The sequence below is a fragment of the Bacteroides sp. HMSC067B03 genome, assembly GCF_001811315.1.
GTDB lineage: Bacteria > Bacteroidota > Bacteroidia > Bacteroidales > Bacteroidaceae > Bacteroides > Bacteroides faecis.
In genome coordinates, this window is the sequence record NZ_KV804408.1 from 48,254 (window position 1) to 70,666 (window position 22,413).

Consider the following 22,413-nt stretch of genomic DNA (forward strand, 5'->3'; position numbering starts at 1 on the left):
TTCTATTTATTTTCCTTTTTTAACTACAAACTGATAACTACCGGACTGTAACTCCAATACAGCTTTCCCGTTCATGAAGGTAATCGAAGAAACGCCTTCTGCTTTTACAGCAGCTTTTCCGCTTTCTTCTACCACGTAGTCGAGGGTGGGCAATTGTAAGTGAAGAGTTGCGGTGGTGTTGGCCGGTATGCTTATTTGATAAGAAACCGCTCCGTCATTTTCTTTTTTCCAGCTGCTCTTGATGTCTCCATAACAGGAAGGGAAAGATGCATTGACCCAGTTAATCCGTTCCTGACCGGCGGGAATTTCCGTACGGTTGTCCGGAACCGGCTGTAATACGATGTGTTTGAATCCCGGACGTGTTTCGTCAATATCGATACCACCCATTGTACGGTACATCCATTCGGAAACTGCCCCGTATGAATAATGATTGAACGAGTTCATGGATACAGGGCCAAAGCCTTTCTCCTTAGTATATGAATCCCAGCGCTCCCAGATAGTCGTTGCTCCTTGGTCTATGCTATATAGCCAGGAAGGATTGCCTCGTTGGAGCAATAGGTTATAAGCTGTATCCGATTCTCCGAACTGGCTTAATGTCTGGTTCAGGATGGCTGTGCCCACGAATCCTGTGCTCAGGCGATTGCCGTTACCGGCAATTTTGCGGGTCAGTGTTTCCAGTCCTTTCTTCCTGGCTTCTTCTGTTGGAAACAAATCCTGTTTCAGGGCAAGCAGGTAGGCTGTCTGGCTCTTTTGCTTTAAGTCTCCGTCTGCGTCCACATAGCGTGTCTGGAATTCTTCCTTGATCTCCTGTGCCAGATTTCTATAGGCTTTCGCTTTAGCGGCATAGGCATCACAGTCATCTGTTTTCAGCGCTTCCGAAATTTTGGCCATCAATTGTGCCGTATATGCGTAATAGCATACGCTGACAAAACGGCGTTCAGTATCTTCGTATGATAACCAGTCACCGTAATTTGTTCCGGCACCGTTATAGTTATATCCGTCTCCTTTTTGATGTGACAGGAATTCCATGTATTTTTCCATAGATGCATAGTTGTCCTGCAATATCTTTTTATTGTCGTACATCAGATAGATTGTCCAGGGAACGATGATGCCGGCATCTGCCCAGGCTGCCTGCCCATAACCTACCCATGAGTGAGGGGCTACATCCGGATAGGCACCGTCACTTCTTTGACCGTCGCGCATATCTCTCATCCATTTTTCAAAGAAGGCGGATACGTTTGCATTATAAGAAGCGGCACGACAGAATACTTGCGTATCTCCGGTCCATCCCAAACGCTCGTCTCTTTGCGGACAGTCGGTAGGGATGCTCAGATAGTTACCTCTCTGTCCCCACATGACGTTGCTATACAGCTGATTGATCGAACTGCTGCTGGTGACGAACGAAGCTCCCTCTTCTGTAGCAGAGCCAACTACTTCACCTGTCAGGGAAAGCACCTCGATATCTTCACTAGCCGTTATCTCACAATATTGAAAGCCGAAGAAAGTCATGGACGGATGGAAGGACTCGCCTTCTTTGCTTCCTTTCAGAATATATTTCAATGTTGCTTTCGCACTTCTGAGGTTGGCGGTATATATACTTCCGGCAGGACCATCATCACCGCGTGATTTGTCTCCTGTATCATTCAGCATTTCTCCGAAACGGAGTTTCATCTCCGTGCCCGAAGTACCTTTTACTTTGAACCGAACCCAGCCGACCATGTTCTGACCTAAGTTGTAGATAGCCGTTTCACCTTTCTTTAACCGAATGGGAGCCGGTTTGTCCGTAACACTCAGCACATTGATTTTTCCATCTTTCTCACCTCGGTAAATGGTAGTAGACAGAGGGGTACGGTTCAAATGCGGGCGCACTTGAACGGTTGGTCCGGCAAAGGCGATTAATTCTCCTTTAAAGTGAGGGTTGACAGCTGTTTTATTCCAATTGGCGGTATTATATCCGGGCTTTGTCCATGCACTTTCTTTTCGGGCGTCATACGTTTCTCCGTGGTAGATGTCTCCCATTCGTATGGCACCATCCATGGATGATAGCCAGGAAAGGTCCGTCACTACTGTTTCCGAAGTAGCATCTGTATATTTCAGCAGTATCTTTGCGATGAATCCTACTTCATGACCGCCATATTCTCCGTGACAGACATCGCTGTTCCACCAACCGGAGGATACTTGCGCACCGACCGCATTAGTCCCTTTTTGGAGCAGATGGGTGATGTCATAGGTCAGGTAATGTGCTGTTTTGCTGAAATCTGTCCACTCCGGTTTCAGCTCGTCATAGCGTATGCTGCCATCTTCCAGCTTATTTCCTACCCGCTGTCCATTGATAAATAAATCATAAACTCCCAGAGCCGAACTGTAGATGCGGGCAGATGCGATTTTCTTTTTTGCTTTAAATTCTTTACGGAACATAGGTACTCCGCTCATGGCACCCTGTAACACCCGATAATCACCGGAGCCGGAAACCATATTCAGTTTGTGATTATTTCCCACTGAAACGATTTCGCCTCCTTCAAACAGGGACTGAGGTTTCTCAAAATCTTCTTTCAAAACGACTTTGGCTTCTTCTTTGCCGTCTTTCAACTCATACTCTGTCAGTACAATATTATCGAACATAGCCGTTTCATTGGTATTATTACCTCTGAATGCCCGGAAACCGATATATCCATTCGATAGTTTTGAGTCAGTATCCGTATAAGTATCTACCAGTACTCCGTCAATAGAAGTCTTAATCACTCCCTCTTTCGCTTCAATTGCCAGATGATGTTCTTTATTCAGTAAATCGGATTTGGAAAAGAACTTGCCTATGGGGGTGTCTGAGCTTTGCAGCCGTCCTCCTTCGTAAATATGTCTTCTGATTAGAGGCTCTTTTTCGTTATCCAGTGTATTGACAGACCACATGAATACATTGGAAGCATCACGTGCGCCAAAAAGAACGGATGCGTTACCGGAAGTCAGTGTAACATCCATTTCCAGTAACATGCGTGCTTTGGCCTGTTTTTTGTCTTCCGGATTGATTTTAGAGTTTTTGTTTATTTGAGTAGCTTTGATCCATTGTGCTCCCGACCATCCGTCGGATAATAATCCTGTTTCGAAAAAAGCCTTTTCTGTTGAGGCTTCTTCACCGGTTTTATTGTTCCATACGGTTACTTTCCAATAATAACGGGTGGAAGGTGCGAGAGCCGGTCCTGCATAGCAGATGTTCAGTGATTTGTCGGATGCTACCTTTCCGGAAGTCCAGACTGTATTTGAACAGGCTGCATCAGTTGCTACGGTAATTTGATAAGCTATTTGTTTCACTCCTCTTTCTGCTGATTCCAATTGCCAGCTGAATCGGGGAACTGTAATGTCCAGCCCGATAGGATTGGTAAGGTATTCGACCTGCAATTTTTTGACAGATGCGTTTACAGGCAGTAGAAAAAGAATAGACAAAAGTAATAAAGTAGTTCGTGCCATTAGTTTAAAGTATTAATAGTTTGTTATGATGGGGATATTGGCAAATATAGTGCCTATTGTCGTGTATAAGGATAAGAATTATGACACTAATACTTAAAAAAATGACCGTCCCCCTGAAATGATAAATGCCTATACTTGATTATAGTACAGGCATTTATCGTTTTCTTATGTGATTTTTAGTGCCTTGTTGAGTAAAGCAGCCGGTTATCTTAAAGCTTCCACTTCTTCCGGAGTCAGCGGAATCTTTTTGCCGAGCCGGCGGGCGCCTGTCTCCGTGATGAGATAATCCTCTTCGTTGCGGATACCGCCGAAGTCTTTGTAAGTGACTACTTTATCGTAATTGATGAAATCGGCGAACTTATTTTCCGCTTTCCACATTTCGATCAGTTCGGGGATGAAGTAGATACCCGGTTCCACTGTATGTACAAATCCCGGTTCCAGTGGGATGGCGAGGCGTTGAGACTTGCGTCCGAACTGTGTACTCTTCGGCTGACCGTTATAACCTACCCATACTTCACCCAGGTTCTCCATATCATGAACGTCCAGTCCCATCATGTGGCCTAATCCGTGCGGGTAGAACAAAGCGTGTGCTCCTTCACGAACAGCATCTTCCGTATTTCCCTTCATCAGTCCGAGAGCTTTCATTCCGTCTACCATGACACGGGCGGACAAATCGTATACATCCATATAAGGGATGCCCGGACGAAGTGCCTTGACAGATTCCAGATGCATTGCATTCTGGATTTCGTAGACTTCGCGCTGGCGGGTTGTGAATTTCTTATCCGCAGGAATGGTGGACGACATGTCACCGGCATAGCCCGATTCCACTTCCGCACCTGCATCAATCAGGAACAAATCGCCCGGTTTTACTTTATTCCCGTGATAATGGTTATGCAGGGTCTGCCCGTTGATAGTGGCAATCGTAGCGAAAGACAGCTCGCAGTTATTAGACTCTGCCACCCGGTTCATTTCCGCTACTACTTCATATTCATACATTCCCGGACGAAGAACTTTCATGGCGGTGATGTGCATATCGGCAGTCACGTCACAGGCTTTCTCTATTTCTACGATTTCTTCTGCTGATTTATAGTTACGCTGAGCTATTACAGCACGGATGAAAGGTACGGAACCTTCCTGGCGTGCAGGCGGTATACCCAGCCAGTCCATCAATTTCAGTTTATGTTCAGGGCGGTAAGGAGGAAGATAATGAATTGCTTTACCACTCTGGACACATTTGTGCAGATAACCTACTATATCGGCGGAAGCCATCTGCTCCTTGATGCCGACACGTTCGCATTTTTCGCGTAATGTAGGTTGTGAACCCATCCACACGATGGCATCGATAGACAATTCGTCACCGAAAATAATTTCTTTATCTTCGTCAATATCAATGATAGCCGATAGTCCGGCACACGAAAGACCGAAATAATAAAGAAAGGTGGAGTCCTGACGATAACGGAACGTGTTATCCTCATAATTCAGCCCGCACTCGTCATTTCCAAGAAATAACAAAACTCCGGAGCCTAAATTCTTTTTCAGCAGGGCTCTGCGCTGCATATACGTCTCTTTGGCAAACATACTGTCCTAATTTTTAAGTTCGTGCAACAAAGATAAAGATTTTTGTGTTATAGGATTAAAAATAATCCCACTAATCTGTGTAATCTCTCGTTAAAAAGTTACTTTTGTAGCGAGAAACAGTAGAAAGCAAAAACGAATATGGCACAAGGTTCCCGTCAAATACAATCGCAGGCGCAACAGCAGATACAAACGCTCTCGCCACAGCAGATTCTGGTCGTGAAGCTGTTGGAGCTTCCCGCAGTCGAGCTGGAAGACCGTATCCATGCTGAACTATTGGAGAATCCGGCGCTTGAAGAAGGTAAAGAAGACACTGCTGCCGATGAATATGCAGAAGATGTCAACTCGGAAGAAGGCATGGATAACGATGCCAACGATTATGATTCATTAAGCGATTATCTCACCGAAGACGATATTCCCGACTATAAATTGCAGGAGAACAACCGCTCGCGGGACGAGCAGGCGGAAGATATTCCTTTCTCCGATACAACTTCTTTTTATGAAATTCTGAAAGAACAACTTCGTGAACGTAACCTGACCGAACATCAGTGCGAACTGGTAGAATACCTGATCGGTTCGCTGGACGACGACGGACTGCTTCGCAAATCGCTGGAGAGTATCTGCGATGAACTGGCTATTTATGCCGGCATCGAATCTACGGAAGAGGAACTGGAAGAGGCTCTGTGCATCTTGCAGGATTTTGATCCGGCAGGTATCGGAGCACGTAGTCTTCAGGAATGCCTGATGATACAGATCCTCCGGAAAAAGAGCGAGGAGAAAAAGCCGGCACCGATACTGGACTTGGAAGAACGTATCATCAGTGATTGTTATGAAGAATTCACCCGAAAACACTGGGAGAAGATCATCAAGAAACTGGATGTGAAAGAAGAAACTTTCAGTGAGGCGATTGCCGAGATCACCAAGTTGAATCCCCGTCCGGGTGCTTCGCTCGGAGAGGCTATCGGAAGAAGCTTTCAGCAAATAGTTCCTGATTTTCTGGTGGACACCTATGACGACGGAACCATTAACATAAGCCTGAATAACCGTAATGTTCCCGAACTCCGTATGAGTCGTGACTTTACCGAGATGGTGGAGGAACATACCAAAAATAAGGCAAACCAGTCCAAAGAGTCGAAAGAAGCCATGATGTTCCTGAAGCAGAAGATGGATGCCGCGCAGGGATTTATTGATGCGGTGAAACAGCGGCAGAATACGCTGATGACCACTATGCAGGCGATTATCGACTTGCAGCGTCCTTTCTTCCTGGAGGGTGACGAGTCACTGTTGAAACCGATGATTCTCAAAGATGTGGCAGAACGTACCGGACTGGATATTTCCACGATTTCCCGTGTCAGCAACAGCAAATATGTACAGACTAACTTCGGTATCTATCCACTTAAATTCTTTTTCAGTGATGGTTACACGACGGAGGACGGAGAAGAGATGTCCGTACGTGAGATCCGTAAGATTCTGAAAGAATGCATTGACGGGGAGGACAAAAAGAAACCGCTGACAGATGATGAACTGGCAGATATCCTGAAAGAAAAAGGCTATCCTATTGCCCGGAGGACGGTGGCAAAATACCGTCAGCAGCTGAATATACCGGTGGCAAGGCTGAGGAAATGAGTTTTAAAGTATTAACTATAAAGTATTAACTATTAGGTGCTGATGGATAAAGAAAGAGAGCATATCATAGCGGATAAAACAATGTTGCGGGTGGCACGGGTTACCTCCATCGTGTTTACTCCATTTTCTATCCCGTTTTTGGCGTTTCTGGTGTTATTCCTGTTTTCTTATCTCCGTATCATGCCGATACTCTATAAGGGGATTGTGCTGGGAATCGTTTATTGCTTCACCATACTGACGCCTACCATTACCATTTTCCTGTTCCGCAAGATTAACGGGTTTGCCCGTCAGGACCTGAGCGAACGTAAGAAACGTTATGTACCTATCTTGCTGACTATCATTTCTTACGTATTCTGTCTGTTGATGATGCGGAAACTGAATATTCCCTGGTATATGACAGGAATTATTTTTGTTTCTCTGGTAGTATCGATCATTTGCATTCTGGTCAATCTGAAATGGAAACTGAGTGAACACATGGCAGGAATGGGAGGTATTATCGGTGGACTGGTGTCGTTCAGTGCACTGTTCAGCTATAATCCGGTGGTGTGGTTGTGCCTGTTTATTCTGATTGCGGGCATATTGGGCTCTGCACGGATTGTTTTGGGACATCACACTTTAGGCGAAGTGCTTTCCGGTTTTGTTGTCGGCTTGGTATGCGCCTTTTTGGTACTCCATCCGGCGTACAACTTTATGTTCAGAGTTTTTTTATTTTAAAAACAATATAAATCCTAAAAACTAATTATTATGAACTTTCCACAGAATTTAAAGTACACGAATGAACACGAGTGGATTCGTGTAGAAGGAGACATCGCTTACGTAGGTATCACAGATTATGCACAGGAACAACTGGGCGATATCGTATTCGTTGACATCCCTACTGTAGGAGAAACGTTGGAAGCCGGAGAGACTTTCGGAACCATTGAAGTGGTAAAAACCATTTCCGATCTTTTCTTACCGCTGGCCGGCGAGATACTCGAACAGAACGAAGCTCTGGAGGAAAATCCGGAGTTGGTAAACAAAGATCCTTATGGCGAAGGCTGGCTGATCAAGATGAAACCTGCTGACGTGAAAGCTGCGGAAGACCTGTTGGATGCCGAAGCATACAAAGCAGTCATCAACGGATAAACTCCTTATCAGACAACGAGCCTCGCAGATACCGGCGTACCGGCCTTCATGCCCGAACGTCCGTATCTGAACAGTAAAATAGTAAATAGTAAATCGTAAAATTGTAAATCAAATGACTCCAATTGTAAGTATCATCATGGGTAGCACGTCCGACCTTCCTGTTATGGAGAAGGCTGCGCAACTGCTGAATGATATGCATGTACCGTTCGAAATGAACGCCCTTTCTGCTCACCGCACGCCGGAGGCTGTGGAAGAGTTTGCCAAGAATGCCCGTAGCCGTGGCATTAAAGTAATCATTGCTGCTGCCGGAATGGCTGCCGCCCTTCCCGGTGTAATTGCAGCCAATACTACGCTGCCGGTGATCGGAGTACCTGTAAAAGGGTCTGTGCTCGATGGTGTAGACGCTCTTTACTCTATTATCCAGATGCCTCCCGGAATCCCGGTAGCTACGGTTGCCATCAATGGAGCGATGAATGCAGCTATCCTTGCTATTCAGATGCTTGCTTTGAGTGATGCGGCTTTGGCTGAGGCTTTTGCTGCTTACAAGGAAGGTCTGAAAAAGAAAATCGTAAAAGCAAACGAAGAGCTGAAAGAAGTTAAGTTTGAATATAAAACTAATTAATTGACAATTGACGATTGACAATTGACAATGGGCTGGCGCTTTGGGCGTTTTATTGAGCCGGTTGTTGATGCTCGATTCTCAATTGTCAATTGTCAACTGTCAATTGTCAATTGAAAAAATGGATTTATTCAATTACTCTCGAAGAGAAACATCAGAAGTAAATATTGGGGCTGTGCCGTTGGGCGGCCCCAATTCCATTCGTGTCCAGTCGATGACAAATACGTCTACACAGGATACGGAGGCTTGTGTGGAGCAGGCCAAACGCATCGTTGATGCAGGTGGAGAATATGTCCGTCTGACTACGCAGGGCATTAAAGAAGCGGAGAATCTGATGAATATCAATATCGGACTGCGTAGCCAGGGATATATGGTTCCGTTGGTGGCCGATGTACATTTTAATCCGAAGGTTGCCGATGTCGCAGCTCAATACGCAGAGAAAGTGCGGATCAATCCGGGCAATTATGTAGATGCGGCGCGTACTTTTAAAAAACTGGAATATACCGATGAAGAGTATGCGCAGGAAATACAGAAAATTCATGATCGTTTTGTTCCGTTTCTGAATATCTGCAAAGAGAATCATACGGCTATTCGTATCGGAGTCAATCACGGCTCTCTATCAGACCGTATCATGTCCCGCTACGGAGATACTCCCGAAGGAATGGTAGAGTCTTGTATGGAGTTTCTGCGCATTTGTGTAGAAGAACATTTTACAGACGTGGTGATCTCAATCAAGGCGTCCAATACGGTGGTGATGGTGAAAACCGTTCGCCTGCTTGTTGCTGTTATGGAACAGGAAGGTATGTCATTCCCTTTACATCTTGGGGTGACAGAAGCCGGAGACGGAGAAGACGGACGCATCAAATCGGCTTTGGGTATCGGTGCCTTGCTGAGTGACGGGTTGGGAGATACTATCCGTGTGTCTTTGAGCGAAGCTCCCGAGGCTGAGATTCCGGTTGCACGTAAGTTGGTGGACTATATCTTGTTAAGGCAGGACCATCCGTTTATTCCGGGAATGGATGCGCCGGAATTCAATTATCTGTCTCCTTCACGCAGAAAGACACAAGCCGTCCGCAATATCGGAGGTGAACATCTTCCTGTAGTCATAGCCGAGCGGATGGATGGAGGCACGGAAGTAAATCCGCAGTTCACGCCGGATTACATTTATGCCGGAAGAACATTGCCCGAGCAGCGGGAAGCAGGTGTAGAGTATATCCTCGATGCGGATGTATGGCAGGGAGAAGCCGGTACATGGCCTGCTTTCAATCATGTGCAGTTGCCGTTGATGGGCGGGTGTGATGCTGAACTAAAATTCCTGTTTATGCCTTACATGGCACAGACGGATGAGGTGATTGCCTGTCTGAAGGCACATCCCGAAGTAGTTATTATTTCTCAAAGCAATCATCCGAATCGTTTGGGCGAGCATCGCGCTTTAGTGCATCAGCTTATGACGGAAGGGCTGCAGAATCCCGTTGTCTTTTTCCAGCATTATGCAGAAGATAATGCCGAGGATTTGCAGATCAAGTCTGCTGCAGATATGGGTGCATTGATTTTTGATGGTCTTTGCGATGGTCTTTTCTTGTTCAATCAGGGAAGTTTGAGTCATGCGGTAGTGGATGGCATCGCTTTCGGAATCTTACAGGCGGGTCGTCTCCGTACTTCTAAAACTGAATATATTTCTTGTCCGGGCTGTGGACGTACGCTCTATGATCTGGAAAAGACGATTGCCCGTATCAAGGCAGCTACTTCGCATTTAAAAGGTCTGAAGATTGGTATCATGGGATGCATTGTGAATGGTCCCGGTGAAATGGCGGATGCAGATTACGGTTATGTAGGTGCAGGACGCGGAAAGATTAGTCTTTATAAAGGCAAGGTTTGTGTGGAGAAAAATATTCCGGAAGAAGAAGCAGTGGAAAGACTGCTGGAATTTATTCGGAATGACCGGAAAGATATAGAGCTTTAATTAGAATATTTTTTATAGTTAAGACAGGAGTTGCCTTAAGTTTGCTTAGGGCAATTTCTGTCTTTTCTTTTATCATTAACATAATATCAAACATGAATAAAATAATGGAAGATGAATTTAATTATCAGGCAGTGCCCTATGGATATACCCACTGCTTCAATGCCTGCTGTCCGAAAGGAGAGAAATGTTTGCATCGTTTGGTGGCGGTGCATAGTACTAATCAATATCCTACACTGTCAGTAGTTAATCCGAACTGTATTCCGGAGGACGCGAAAGCTTGTCCTTTCTATAAGTCTATTCGCAAGATACGTGTGGCATGGGGTGTCCGGGCTTTGCTGGATGATGTGCCTCTCAAAGATGCTGTATCCATTAAAGACCGTCTGCTCCAACATTTCGGACGGTCGCTATACTATCGCTTTTATCGTAAAGAATACTCGATTGACCCTGAACAACAGGAATTTATCCGTCGATTGTTTCGTCAGAAAGGTATCAAGAAAGAGCCGGCATTTGAGTACTACACAGAAGAATATAAGTGGTAATTATCTGCCATCTGTAACAAATCGTGTGTATTGTGTTGATGTATAATGAATTATACGGTTGCAGATAGTATTGTAGATTAAGATATCTGCAATACTGTCTGTTGTTTTAATACTACCTTATATTACACATCCTGTTTCTCCATACTTCGTCCCATATCACTGTAGGTGAAGGCTATTCACTTTGTTTGTCCTCCTTTTCTGCATAGAAGTAACGGTAAAATGAATATTTTGCTATATTGCTATAAGTCGTTGGTATATAGATGATTTCTGCCTGATATTTGTTTCAGGCAGTTTCAAAAGCTTGAAACACTTTGTTTCACCGTACGAAACACTTTGTTTCAAGGCATGAAACACTCTGTTTCAAAGCATGGAACACTTTGTTTCATCGGTTGAAACAGATATTGAAACTGTACTTCTCTAATATGTGGATGCTAACATCTACTGTCTATATCACTTTTCATTGCTTAAATAGCAATGTTTTAAGAGGTAACTTGGGGTTGTTTTTCTAAGATTTAGTACATTTGGCAGATGTAAGCCTTTGCATCGTTGGATACCGGTGTGTGCGATCGGATGTTTTTCGTAACAAAGAATATGAGTTCTATATAGCAGGGACAGATGCTGTTTATGATAAAAGGAAAATTGATGAAATGCTTCGTTATGAAAGTAAAGGCAGTAAAATTGTTCGTTTAAATGACTTGTTATATCAATGGAAATAAAATATTTTGAAGACAGAAATGATTGGCGAAAGTGGCTGATTGACAACTTTGAGACTGCCAATGAAATTTGGTTTGTATTTCCCGGCAAATCTTCGGGAAAGAAAAGTATTACATACAATGACGCTGTGGAAGAAGCCCTTTGTTTTGAGTGGATTGACAGTACAATAAAGTCGCTTGATGAAGAACATAAAATTCAGCATTTCACACCTAGAAACCCTAAAAGCACATACTCACAAGCCAACAAAGAAAGACTTAAGTGGTTATTGGGAAATAAAATGGTGCATCCTAAGTTTGAGGATAAAATACGAAATGTTTTGTCTGATCCTTTTGTCTTTCCAGATGATATAATCGACAGATTGAAAGAAGATAAAATAATATGGGAAAATTATCAACGTTTTTCTGATGCATATAAACGTATTCGAATAGCATATATTGAAGCAGCGAGGAAACGACCTGAAGAATTTGAAAAGCGATTAAATAACTTTATCAATAAAACGAAAGACAACAAAATAATAGCAGGATTTGGTGGAATTGACAAATACTATTGATTCAGATTAGATGCCGGCGTCTAACTGACTTGTATCATAATATTTACTGTTGTTCTGTTTGAATAGCGTAAAAAATAAAAAACTCTATAATTAGGCTTGTCCAACTTGAAGGTCTTAAAGACATAATATACTTTATAATGAATAAATATATTTCTATATTCTTCTGTGTACAGATTATTGCATTAAATTTATTTGCGATGCAACCGAAAGTAACCCCTGTCGATTATGTGCGTCCTCAGATTGATACTCACAAATCGAGATGGTTCTTTTTCTCTTCGGCTTCCCGCCCGTTTGGAATGGTTAGTCTGAGCCCGGATACATGGACGGAAGGAAGCTGGAATTCAGGTTATCTGTATAACTCCAAGGAGATACGTTGTTTCAGTCACGTACATTGCTGGCAGCTTGCCGGTGTCCCGGTGATGCCTACAACCGGAGAGGTAAAGGGACACAAAGGTATGGATGCCTATAAATCAACCTACTCTCACGAGACGGAAATAGTGAAACCCGGATATCATAAAGTAGAACTTGATACTTATCAGATAAGAGTGGAACTGACCTCTACATCCAGAGTCGGTATGCATCGGTATACTTATCCTGCAGGAGAAAAAGCAAATGTACTTTTTGATGTTGGTGCTCTTCTGGCACATGGAAAAACAGAAAAGGCCGCTATTCACCGGATATCATCAAAAGAAATCGGAGGATATTCTGTTCTGGCACCTACATCACGTCGCAAAAAGCCGGTGACAGTGTATTTTGTGGCCCGGTTCAATCAGAATATGACAGCATTCGGAGGCTGGGAGAAGGAAGGCAAGGAGAAGAAACTGGTACATAAAAACTCAATTGAAGGAGCAGATATCGGAGGATACGCTTCGTTTGGAAAACTGAAAAAACAAACTTTGTTGATGAAGGTGGGCATATCCTATGTCAGTGAAGAGCAAGCTCGCATCAATCTGGAAAAGGAACTTGCCCACTGGAATTTTGACCGTGTGAAAGAGGATGCTTTTGCCGAATGGAATCGTGAACTAGGCAAGATAACCGTAGAAGGTGGTAGTGAAGAGGAAAAGATTAAGTTTTATACAGACCTTTGGCATTCTCTTCTGGGCCGTCACACGTTTTCGGATTTCAATGGAAAATATATAGATAATACAGGCGAGGAGCCTGTAGTGCGTCAAGTTCCTTTGGATAATGGTACACCGACAAGAAATACATATAATTCGGATGCTTTTTGGGGAAGTGAATTTAATCTGAATATATTGTGGTCGATAGCATATCCGAAAGTAATGAGTGAATTTGTCTCTACTTTAGTGGATTATTATACGAATGGCGGGATGATTGCTCGCGGCCCCAGTGGTGGTAATTATACTTATGTGATGGTGGGTGATCAGGCCACTCCTCTCATTGCGGCTGCCTATAATAAGGGAATCCGCGATTTTGATATAGAATCCGCTTATCAGGGTTGTTTGAAGAATTCTGAGCCGGGTGGTATCCGTGATTATGTAGGCTATAAGACAAATCCCGGTAATTTTATGCAGCAATACGTTGATAAGGGATTTGTGCCGGAGCCAACGACTAAAAGTCCTCATGCGGAGGGATGTGCGATGACTCTTTACTTCGCTTACGAGGACTGGTGCATGGCACAGTTCGCCAAAGGACTGGAAAAAGAAGATGTATACCGGAAATACTTGCAACGCTCGTTCAACTACCGCTATGTGTACGATAAACAAAGCGGATGGATGCGTCCGCGTACAACGGATGGTTCTTGGATGAGGAACTTCTCACCGATTGGGAAAGGATTCAACATGCCGGGATTTGTGGAGAGTAATGCTGCTATTTTTACCTATTATGTACCCCATAACATCAAAGATCTGATTTATTTAATAGGGGGAAATGAGGCTTTTGTCACGAAACTCAACCAACAGTTTGAACTGGCTTCACAGGATAACTTCATAAGTAAGCATGGAGAACATGCTCACAACTGGATTGATTATGAGAATCAGCCCTCTCTTCACATGGCGCATCTGTTTAGTCATGCCGGTGCACCTTGGCTTACGCAATATTGGGTGAGACGCATCAAGAAAGAAGTTTTCGGTGATATTACTCCGTTTGGAGGATACAATGGAGATGAAGATCAGGGACAGATGGGGGCATTGGGTGTATTGATGGCTATCGGTCTGTTTGATGTGCAGGGAGGTGCCTCCACTACGCCACAATATGAAATAACATCTCCGATATTCGATAAGATTACCATTCAGCTTGATAACAGATATTATCCGGGCAAGGAGGTTGTTATTGAAACGGTTAATAACTCTCCGAAGAATGTTTATATTCAGAGAGTAAGCTGGAACGGAGTGGAACACTCTTCTTTTCAGTTGGCGCATGAAGAATTAGTTAAAGGAGGACATCTGGTGATTGAGTTAGGTGATACTCCGAATAAATCATGGGGAGTTAATTGAGCAGGAAACCTGCACAAATGCTTTGATTTATTTTGTTTATACACCAAGTGTCGTTGCTGAAATAAACCGCCTTACAATTGCAACGTTTGCAACTTTGTTGCACGAATCATTCGCTACCTTTGCAACAGATAAAAAGAAAGGATGATTATGGGACATTGTAGTTGTTGCGCACATACACATGAATGTGCACCTGAAAAGCATATAGAAAAGCAAGAATCGATATTCTCTGAATATTGGAAAGTGGGACTTTCATTTATTCTGCTGATAAGTGGAATTGTAATGAATGCTTTGGACTTCACTTTTTTCCGTGAAGGATATTTTTCCTTGATATGGTATATTGTAGCATATCTCCCGGTCGGCTTACCCGTAATGAAAGAAGCATGGGAGAGTATAAAGGATAAGGATTACTTCAGTGAGTTCACACTGATGTTTATAGCTACGCTTGGAGCTTTTTATATTGGCGAATATCCCGAAGGAGTAGCAGTTATGCTGTTTTATTCCATAGGAGAACTGTTTCAGGAAAAGGCTGTTGATAGGGCAAAACGTAATATCGGGGCACTATTAGATGTCAGGCCGGAAGAGGCGGCAGTCGTCAGAGAAAATGGGGTAGTTGTCGAGAATCCTAAGAAGGTAAAAGTAGGAGAAACGATTGAAATAAAAACAGGTGGCCGTGTACCTTTGGACGGAATGATGCTGAATGATGTAGCAGCGTTCAATACGTCAGCACTGACAGGAGAAAGTGTACCTCGTAGCATACGCAAGAATGAGGAAGTACTTGCCGGAATGATTGTTACCGATAAAGTAATCCGGATAAGAGTGACCAGGCCTTTCGATAAGAGCGCCCTTGCCCGTATCCTGGAACTCGTTCAGAATGCATCGGAACGTAAAGCTCCGGCAGAATTGTTTATCCGTAAATTTGCCCGTGTCTATACACCTATTGTTACGGGTTTGGCGGTTCTGATCGTTCTGCTTCCATTCCTTTATTCATTGATAAGTCCTCCGTTTGTGTTTGCTTTTAATGACTGGTTGTACAGGGCTTTGGTTTTTCTGGTGATCTCGTGTCCGTGTGCTTTGGTAGTAAGTATTCCGCTGGGATATTTCGGTGGTATCGGAGCGGCCTCCCGGTTGGGAATCTTATTTAAAGGAGGGAATTATCTGGATGCCATTACAAAAATAAACACAGTGGTCTTTGATAAGACCGGAACCCTTACGAAAGGTACATTTGAGGTACAGTCCTGTAAATGCGAACCCGGTATTTCCGAGGAAGAGCTTGTCAGATTAGTCGCTTCGGTAGAGCGTGACAGTACGCATCCTATTGCTAAAGCTGTTGTGAACTATGCAAAGCTGCGGCATATAGAACTCTCACCACCCGTTACTGACAGCAAAGAATATGCGGGACTTGGTCTGGAAGCGACAGTGGGTGACGTCTCTGTCTTGGTAGGTAATTGCCGTCTACTTGCTAAGTTTCAGATAAAGTATCCGCCCGAACTCCTTTTTATCACAGATACGATTGTTGTCTGTGCGATAGGGAACAGTTATGCCGGTTATCTGTTGTTATCAGATACTTTGAAAGAGGATGCAACGGCAGCTGTTCAGAACTTGAAAGCGCTGGGAATCCAAAACATTCAGATATTATCCGGTGATAAACAAAGTATTGTTAGTAACTTTGCAGAGAAGCTGGGCATCTCGGAAGCTTACGGTGATCTGCTTCCTGATGGAAAGGTGAAGCATTTGGAAGAATTGCGCCGGCATGCCGAAAATCAGGTTGCCTTTGTGGGCGACGGCATGAATGATGCTCCGGTACTGGCTTTAAGCAACGTAGGTATTGCCATGGGTGGCCTGGGCAGTGATGCAGCTATTGAAACGGCTGATGTGGTAATACAGACTGACCAGCCTTCTAAGGTTGCTGAGGCGATAAAGGTAGGAAAACTGACGCGCAGGATTGTATGGCAGAATATTTCACTGGCATTTGGGGTGAAATTGCTTGTGCTGATATTGGGAGCCGGTGGACTGGCTACACTTTGGGAAGCTGTCTTTGCGGATGTCGGTGTGGCGCTGATTGCCATCATGAATGCTGTGAGGATACAGAAAATGATAAAATAAAAGAATATGGAAGAAAAAGTTTATTTGGATAAGTTGGCAAAAAGAGACATCAAGCCGACGGCAATAAGACTTCTCATATTAAAGAGTATGATGGAAGCGGGACGTGCAGTGTCTCAGCTTGATCTTGAAACGTTGCTGGATACGGTTGATAAGTCGACTATATCCCGGACAATTACACTTTTCCTGTCTCATCATCTGATACACAGTATAGATGATGGAAGCGGCTCATGGAAATATGCAGTTTGTGATGATGCTTGTAATTGTGTGCTGAAAGACCTGCATTCGCATTTTTATTGCGAAAGATGCCATCGGACATTCTGTCTTGAGAAGATTCATATTCCGGTAATCGACCTGCCGAAAGGATTTACTTTGAATAGTGTGAATTATGTAGTAAAGGGAGTTTGTGCAGGATGTTCCAGAGTGGGGGATTAATAGCAGATCGATAAGAATAAATAATAAAAAACACCGGAATCCGAACTGAAAAATATCATCGAATTCCGGTGTTTATTATTTAATGATTACTGGTTAGTCAATATTGGGATTCAAGGCATGCCAGTCTTTGATGGCCGGAATGATACCCATTTCGATCACTTCATCACGAAGCTTGCACAAGTGTTCGTAGCTCTTTTCCAGTTCTTCCTGTTCAGAAGGAGATCCGGCCACCTCTTTATAAGTAACGCCATCTTTAGTAATGGAAGTTTCCATAGCCATCATGATGTGATTGAACTTATCATTGGATACGTAGGTACCGGCAGGCCAGCGGAACGGTTGTCCGCCCATAGCGGCAGCGATCATTTCAATGGAAAGATAAGCCGGACTTTGGAAGGAAGAACGGCCGCGCAGGTCGATGATATGTTTACCACCCTGTATTACACGCACTTTCAAAGCTTCCCATTCAGCCAATGGAAGGCGGGTAGTTCCGATGAAATCAGTCAGCGGTTCTCCTTTTATTTTAGTGGTTGAAGCGAATACTGCCATCTGTTCTCCATGTCCACCATACGTACGGCAGTTCTGAATGTCGGAGGCGGGGATATGGAAATATTTCACTAGCTCATTCTGCAGACGGGTACTGTCCAATGCTGCCAGTGTAGAGACCTGCGACGGTTTCAGACCGGAATAAAGCAATGTGATCAGTCCGGTGATATCAGCAGGATTAAAAATAACAACAATGTGTTTTACGTTCGGACAATATTGGCGAACATCTTTACCGAACTGAGCAGCGATTTCAGCATTTCCTTTCAACAAGTCTTCACGAGTCATGCCTGCTTTACGGGCTGCACCACCTGAAGATACGATATAAGAGGCCCCCGTCAGTGCTTCTTTGATATCGGAGGTATAAGTTAGATTCACACCTTCGAAACCACAGTGATATAACTCTTCTGCCACACCTTCCAAAGCGGGAGCAAAAGGATCATATAGACAAATGTTCGGGGTAAGTTTCATCATCATGGCAGTTTGAGCCATATTAGAGCCGATCATTCCGGCTGCTCCTACGATCGTAAGTTTCTCGTTGGTTAAAAATTCCATAATTATATATGTTTATAAGGTGAATAATCAGTTCTGGTTTGTTGTCGCTACAAAGATAACGCCTTAATCGTCAGATTGTTCATAGAAAATAGTTTTCCTTAATAACGAAAAGTTATATCTGTGCATGAAAGGGATGTGCGTAAAATAGATTATCTTTGTTCTTTATAAAGATATGGAATATATAATAAATAGAAGTATGAATATAGAATTAGGAAAGTTCAATCAGCTCGAGGTAGTAAAGGAGGTCGATTTCGGTCTGTATCTCGATGGAGGAGAAGAAGGAGAAATTTTGTTACCTACCCGTTATGTGCCCGAAGGCTGTCAGGTAGGGGATATGCTGAATGTATTTCTCTATCTGGATATAGATGAGCGACTGATTGCCACTACATTGACCCCGTTGGTGCAGGTGGGACAGTTTGCTTGTCTGGAAGTTGCTTGGGTAAATCAGTTCGGAGCATTTCTGAATTGGGGACTGATGAAAGACTTGTTTGTTCCGTTCAGTGAGCAAAAGATGAAAATGCAGGTTGGACGGAAATATGTTATTCATGCACATCTGGATGATGAAAGCTATCGTATCGTAGCTTCGGCAAAGGTAGAACGCTATCTGTCGAAAGACATACCGGATTATGCTCCGGGTACAGAGGTGGATATATTGATATGGCAGAAGACAGATTTGGGATTTAAGGCGATTATAGATAATAAGCATAGCGGATTGCTATATGAGAATGAGATATTCTGTACGTTGGAAACAGGTATGCAGATGAGAGCTTTTGTGAAACAAGTGCGCGAAGATGGTAAGGTAGACTTGATCCTTCAGAAGCCGGGATTCGAAAAAATAGATGATTTCTCGAAGACACTGCTGGATTATATCAAAGAGCATGGTGGACGAATCCATCTGAACGATAAAAGCCCTGCGGAGGATATCTATGATACTTTTGGCGTTAGTAAGAAAACATTCAAGAAAGGGGTGGGCGACTTGTATAAGAAGCGGTTGATTTCTTTGCAGGAGAATGGCATCACTTTGGCGGAATCCTAAACAGAATAGGGAAATCCCTATACAAGAATAGAGAGAATCATTGGGGTGGGGAGTTTTCTCACCCTATTTTTGTGATATCAGTTAAAGATAATAATTTCAAAACTAGATAAGTTATGCGTAAGATAATAATAAGTTTCTGCATTTTGCTCGCTGCTCTTTCTTTAAAAGCGCAGTCTATCAGTGGAATCAGGATTGATGGAGGAGACACTCCGATTCTTGTTTATTTTGGAGGAAAACAGATGTGTTACCCTACTACCACTTGTTTCGTTGCCAATTTGAAACCGGGAAATTATACGATTGAGGTGTATGCTTCCCGTTCTACCCGTCCGGGAGAACGCGTTTGGAAAGGAGAAAGATTGTATAATGAACGTGTTTACTTTAACGGAAATGGAGTACATGATATCGTTGTAGAAGAACCTGGAGATATCCGTCCGGGAAGGCCCGGCAGACCGGGAACGGGACAAAGTGGACATCGTCCGGAGCATGATCGCTATGATAGAGTGATGAGTGATCAACTCTTTAAGAAGTTCCTTGATAGTGTGAAGAATGAGCCTTTTGATAAAGATCGTATGGGGTTGATAACTGCTGCATTGACTAATTCAGATTTTACATCAGAACAATGTCTCCAATTGGTGAAGTTCTATACTTTTGATAATGAACGATTGAAAATAATGAAAATGATGTATCCCAATATTGTGGATAAAGAGGCTTTCTTTATGGTGACCGCTACTCTTACATTCTCTAAGAACAAGACTCAAATGAACGATTTTATCAGGGAATACGAAGGACGCTGATATAATTAACTAAAAACGATACGGTTATGAAAAAGATACATATAATCCTGTTTTTTACGTTGTGGGTGATCGCCAGCAGCTGCTCTACTTATTACGTGTCCAACAAGCAAGTGATGGAAGTGCAGCAAGGAATGTCTCGCCAGAATGTGGAAAGAATATTGGGTAAACCGGATTACAGACGTTTTGATGGCAACACCGAAGAATGGGAGTTCCATCGGGTCTCTTCAGTACTTTACGGAAACTCGATTAAGATTATAGTATATTTTGCAGATGGAAGGGTGACAAGTATGGATACATTTAACGGTGATGAAATTCTGCTGCCGCCTCCGGTAATGATGCCTCCTTCTGTTGTTGTAACCAATACGCCTCCGGTCTGCCCTCCACAGTATGAAGAAACATCCCGTCGCAGAACTCTTATGATGCACGACGAATTTGATCGTTTTCTACGTGATTTCCGGATGGTGATCATGCCTACTGAACAAATTAAGTATATAGACGACGTTTTGTTGGAATGCAACTTTACTTCTGCACAGTGCGGAAAGATTATAGATCAGATTAATAGCTCAGATACTCAGATGACTGTGATGAAGCGTATGTATCCGCAAATTGTGGATAAAGAAAATTTCAGTCCGGTTGTCAATAAGCTCTTTTCTTCTTTTGACCGTGACAGCATGAAAAAATATATCCAGGCTTATCATGGTGAGCAACGACCGGGAGATGCAGGATATGTACGGCCAAGAGCTATGAGCGCAGCTGAATTTGATCGTTTTTTCAATGAATATAGAGGCAAATCATTTGAGTCTGACCGGACCCGAATGCTGGATGAAGTCGTACCTCCTTCGGGATTCACTTGCGCCCAATGTCGTAAATTGGTGGATATGTGTACCTTTCAGACAGATAAGAAGAATATGATAAAGAAGCTTTATCCGAAAATCGCAGATAAGAAGAACTTCTCGATACTAACGGATGTTTTCACTTTTGAGATGGATAAGAGGGAGATGAGAGAGTTCGCGGAATCTTACGATAGCGGACGTAACTAAAAAAAATGAAATCATGAAAAGAATTCTGTTTATATTATTAGTAGTGACTGCCAGTACCACTGTAATGGCGGGAATGAGCACCAGTAAGGTGCGTAAGGAGACACGTTTCCTTACTGATAAGATGGCATATGAGTTGGACTTAAGTAATCCGCAGTATAATGATGTGTATGAGATTAATTATGATTTCCTCTACTCTCTTCGTAATATTATGGATTATGTAGTGCGGGGTGACGAATGGGCGTTGGACGATTACTATGAGGCCTTGGATATTCGTAACGATGATCTTCGCTGGGTATTGAGTGATGGGCAATATCGCAGGTTTCTGGGGGCTGATTATTTTTATCGTCCGATTTACGTGACCGGAGGAAGATGGAATTTCCGGATTTATATTAATTATCCGAATCGTAGTTTATTCTATTTTGGTGTACCTTATCATTATCGGACTTACTGTGGTGCACATTATCGTCCGCATATTCATCATGTGAGCTATTACCGGGGAAGATACAATAACGTTGTCCATTATCCTACTCCATACCGGGTAAGGGATCAGAGAGTATTCCATTCTTATCGTCGTTCGGATTTCGGTTCTGTACGCTTCCGCCCGAATACTTCTGTTCGTCCGCATAATGCACCTGCCCGTCCCGGAGTTTCGGGACGTCCGGGAACATCATCACGTCCTAATTCATCGGGACGGCCTGGAAATTCTTCCCGCCCCCGTCCGGAATCGGGACATAGACCTTCAAATTCGGGAAGACCCTCTGCTTCAGGCAGACCCTCTACAACTGAACGCCCGTCGAGTCCAAGCAGACCAACGACTCCAGGCAGACCGTCTACTCCTTCCAGAGACGATAAACCGAATAAGGAGACAACTCCGGGCAGAAATAATAACAGAGGTGAAGGAAATCATCATTCCGGAAGTCGTCCGGGAACAAGTACAGGTTCTTCGAACTCTGACCGTCGTCCGACAGGTGGCAGCACGAACCGCGAAAGTGGACGTGGCAGCAGTTCTTTCGGCAGTTCAAGTAGAACAAACGGCAGTACAACGAGCAGCCGGAATCATGATAGTTCGAACCGGGGAAGTAGTACTTCCGGCAGAAGTAGCAGTTCCGGTAGTACTTCCAATCGGGGCAGCAGTAGTTCCGGCAGCAGTTCCAGTAGGGGCAGCGTTTCCAGATCGACCGAAAGAAGCTCATCTTCAGGAAGCACGAGTAGCAGTAGCCGAGGCTCTTCTTCCCGTTCTTCAGAAAGAGGAAATAGCTCAAGAAGATAAAACCTATTCCTTTATTA

17 protein-coding genes are annotated in these 22,413 nt (G+C 43.6%); 14 read left to right on the forward strand and 3 right to left on the reverse strand.

Features of this window, described 5'->3' with window-relative positions:
* Positions 1-6: 6 nt before the first annotated feature.
* Together HMPREF2794_RS17930 and HMPREF2794_RS17935 are read right to left on the reverse strand one after the other, a co-directional pair.
* On the reverse strand, positions 7-3,462 hold the full coding sequence (locus HMPREF2794_RS17930) for a glycoside hydrolase family 78 protein (protein ID WP_055268919.1): 3,456 nt from the start codon (positions 3,460-3,462) through the stop codon (positions 7-9).
* Positions 3,463-3,666: 204 nt separating this feature from the next.
* Positions 3,667-5,040: an aminopeptidase P family protein gene (locus HMPREF2794_RS17935; RefSeq protein ID WP_022301523.1), complete on the reverse strand. Its 1,374-nt coding sequence runs from the start codon at positions 5,038-5,040 to the stop codon at positions 3,667-3,669.
* 138 nt (positions 5,041-5,178) lie between these two features.
* Between HMPREF2794_RS17935 and rpoN the strand changes: the two genes are divergently transcribed.
* From rpoN to HMPREF2794_RS17985, 10 genes are all read left to right on the forward strand, one after another.
* On the forward strand, positions 5,179-6,663 hold the full coding sequence (gene rpoN / locus HMPREF2794_RS17940) for an RNA polymerase factor sigma-54 (protein WP_010535486.1): 1,485 nt from the start codon (positions 5,179-5,181) through the stop codon (positions 6,661-6,663).
* A gap of 42 nt (positions 6,664-6,705) precedes the next feature.
* On the forward strand, positions 6,706-7,377 hold the full coding sequence (locus HMPREF2794_RS17945; protein ID WP_010535485.1) for a membrane protein: 672 nt from the start codon (positions 6,706-6,708) through the stop codon (positions 7,375-7,377).
* Between the two features lie 30 nt (positions 7,378-7,407).
* Positions 7,408-7,788 carry a glycine cleavage system protein GcvH gene (gene gcvH / locus HMPREF2794_RS17950; RefSeq protein WP_010535484.1) on the forward strand — a complete coding sequence of 127 codons (381 nt, stop codon included), beginning with the start codon at positions 7,408-7,410 and terminating at the stop codon, positions 7,786-7,788.
* A gap of 112 nt (positions 7,789-7,900) precedes the next feature.
* The gene (gene purE / locus HMPREF2794_RS17955) at positions 7,901-8,410 is read left to right on the forward strand and encodes a 5-(carboxyamino)imidazole ribonucleotide mutase (RefSeq protein WP_008763604.1); all 510 of its coding nucleotides are present in this window, start codon (positions 7,901-7,903) and stop codon (positions 8,408-8,410) included.
* Positions 8,411-8,528: 118 nt separating this feature from the next.
* Positions 8,529-10,370: a 4-hydroxy-3-methylbut-2-en-1-yl diphosphate synthase gene (locus HMPREF2794_RS17960; RefSeq protein ID WP_070752110.1), complete on the forward strand. Its 1,842-nt coding sequence runs from the start codon at positions 8,529-8,531 to the stop codon at positions 10,368-10,370.
* Positions 10,371-10,474: 104 nt separating this feature from the next.
* Positions 10,475-10,909: a DUF6078 family protein gene (locus tag HMPREF2794_RS17965; RefSeq protein ID WP_010535482.1), complete on the forward strand. Its 435-nt coding sequence runs from the start codon at positions 10,475-10,477 to the stop codon at positions 10,907-10,909.
* 706 nt (positions 10,910-11,615) lie between these two features.
* On the forward strand, positions 11,616-12,173 hold the full coding sequence (locus tag HMPREF2794_RS17970; RefSeq protein ID WP_010535481.1) for a YdeI/OmpD-associated family protein: 558 nt from the start codon (positions 11,616-11,618) through the stop codon (positions 12,171-12,173).
* Positions 12,174-12,310: 137 nt separating this feature from the next.
* Positions 12,311-14,626, forward strand: coding sequence for a GH92 family glycosyl hydrolase (locus tag HMPREF2794_RS17975; protein WP_010535480.1), 2,316 nt, complete (start codon positions 12,311-12,313; stop codon positions 14,624-14,626).
* Positions 14,627-14,773: 147 nt separating this feature from the next.
* The gene (locus HMPREF2794_RS17980) at positions 14,774-16,729 is read left to right on the forward strand and encodes a heavy metal translocating P-type ATPase (RefSeq protein WP_070752129.1); all 1,956 of its coding nucleotides are present in this window, start codon (positions 14,774-14,776) and stop codon (positions 16,727-16,729) included.
* A gap of 6 nt (positions 16,730-16,735) precedes the next feature.
* On the forward strand, positions 16,736-17,161 hold the full coding sequence (locus HMPREF2794_RS17985) for a Fur family transcriptional regulator (RefSeq protein WP_010535478.1): 426 nt from the start codon (positions 16,736-16,738) through the stop codon (positions 17,159-17,161).
* A 93-nt stretch (positions 17,162-17,254) separates the two neighbouring features.
* On the opposite strand, the gene HMPREF2794_RS17990 is transcribed toward HMPREF2794_RS17985, so the two are convergent.
* Positions 17,255-18,256, reverse strand: coding sequence for a malate dehydrogenase (locus HMPREF2794_RS17990; protein WP_010535477.1), 1,002 nt, complete (start codon positions 18,254-18,256; stop codon positions 17,255-17,257).
* Between the two features lie 196 nt (positions 18,257-18,452).
* Between HMPREF2794_RS17990 and HMPREF2794_RS17995 the strand changes: the two genes are divergently transcribed.
* The 4 genes from HMPREF2794_RS17995 (at position 18,453) to HMPREF2794_RS18010 (ending at position 22,396) form a co-directional block, all read left to right on the forward strand.
* Positions 18,453-19,292, forward strand: coding sequence for a CvfB family protein (locus HMPREF2794_RS17995; protein WP_010535476.1), 840 nt, complete (start codon positions 18,453-18,455; stop codon positions 19,290-19,292).
* Positions 19,293-19,405: 113 nt separating this feature from the next.
* Positions 19,406-20,086, forward strand: a complete 681-nt coding sequence (locus HMPREF2794_RS18000; RefSeq protein WP_010535475.1) for a proline and serine-rich protein 1 family protein — start codon at positions 19,406-19,408, stop codon at positions 20,084-20,086.
* 26 nt (positions 20,087-20,112) lie between these two features.
* A complete protein-coding gene (locus tag HMPREF2794_RS18005; protein ID WP_070752112.1) occupies positions 20,113-21,126 on the forward strand; it encodes a DUF4476 domain-containing protein in 1,014 nt (337 codons plus the stop codon).
* Positions 21,127-21,139: 13 nt separating this feature from the next.
* On the forward strand, positions 21,140-22,396 hold the full coding sequence (locus tag HMPREF2794_RS18010; RefSeq protein ID WP_070752114.1) for a hypothetical protein: 1,257 nt from the start codon (positions 21,140-21,142) through the stop codon (positions 22,394-22,396).
* Positions 22,397-22,413: the final 17 nt, after the last annotated feature.

What these genes read in the sequence shown, in the direction of transcription:
- HMPREF2794_RS17970 (WP_010535481.1), top strand. Translation starts at nt 11,616, where the DNA reads ATGGAAATAAAATATTTTGAAGACAGAAATGATTGGCGAAAGTGGCTG.
- HMPREF2794_RS17965 (WP_010535482.1), top strand. Translation starts at nt 10,475, where the DNA reads ATGGAAGATGAATTTAATTATCAGGCAGTGCCCTATGGATATACCCAC.
- rpoN (WP_010535486.1), top strand. Translation starts at nt 5,179, where the DNA reads ATGGCACAAGGTTCCCGTCAAATACAATCGCAGGCGCAACAGCAGATA.
- HMPREF2794_RS17990 (WP_010535477.1), bottom strand. Translation starts at nt 18,256, where the DNA reads ATGGAATTTTTAACCAACGAGAAACTTACGATCGTAGGAGCAGCCGGA.
- HMPREF2794_RS18005 (WP_070752112.1), top strand. Translation starts at nt 20,113, where the DNA reads ATGAAAAAGATACATATAATCCTGTTTTTTACGTTGTGGGTGATCGCC.
- HMPREF2794_RS18010 (WP_070752114.1), top strand. Translation starts at nt 21,140, where the DNA reads ATGAAAAGAATTCTGTTTATATTATTAGTAGTGACTGCCAGTACCACT.
- HMPREF2794_RS17995 (WP_010535476.1), top strand. Translation starts at nt 18,453, where the DNA reads ATGAATATAGAATTAGGAAAGTTCAATCAGCTCGAGGTAGTAAAGGAG.
- HMPREF2794_RS17985 (WP_010535478.1), top strand. Translation starts at nt 16,736, where the DNA reads ATGGAAGAAAAAGTTTATTTGGATAAGTTGGCAAAAAGAGACATCAAG.
- HMPREF2794_RS17930 (WP_055268919.1), bottom strand. Translation starts at nt 3,462, where the DNA reads ATGGCACGAACTACTTTATTACTTTTGTCTATTCTTTTTCTACTGCCT.
- HMPREF2794_RS17975 (WP_010535480.1), top strand. Translation starts at nt 12,311, where the DNA reads ATGAATAAATATATTTCTATATTCTTCTGTGTACAGATTATTGCATTA.
- HMPREF2794_RS17960 (WP_070752110.1), top strand. Translation starts at nt 8,529, where the DNA reads ATGGATTTATTCAATTACTCTCGAAGAGAAACATCAGAAGTAAATATT.
- HMPREF2794_RS18000 (WP_010535475.1), top strand. Translation starts at nt 19,406, where the DNA reads ATGCGTAAGATAATAATAAGTTTCTGCATTTTGCTCGCTGCTCTTTCT.
- purE (WP_008763604.1), top strand. Translation starts at nt 7,901, where the DNA reads ATGACTCCAATTGTAAGTATCATCATGGGTAGCACGTCCGACCTTCCT.
- HMPREF2794_RS17935 (WP_022301523.1), bottom strand. Translation starts at nt 5,040, where the DNA reads ATGTTTGCCAAAGAGACGTATATGCAGCGCAGAGCCCTGCTGAAAAAG.
- gcvH (WP_010535484.1), top strand. Translation starts at nt 7,408, where the DNA reads ATGAACTTTCCACAGAATTTAAAGTACACGAATGAACACGAGTGGATT.
- HMPREF2794_RS17945 (WP_010535485.1), top strand. Translation starts at nt 6,706, where the DNA reads ATGGATAAAGAAAGAGAGCATATCATAGCGGATAAAACAATGTTGCGG.
- HMPREF2794_RS17980 (WP_070752129.1), top strand. Translation starts at nt 14,774, where the DNA reads ATGGGACATTGTAGTTGTTGCGCACATACACATGAATGTGCACCTGAA.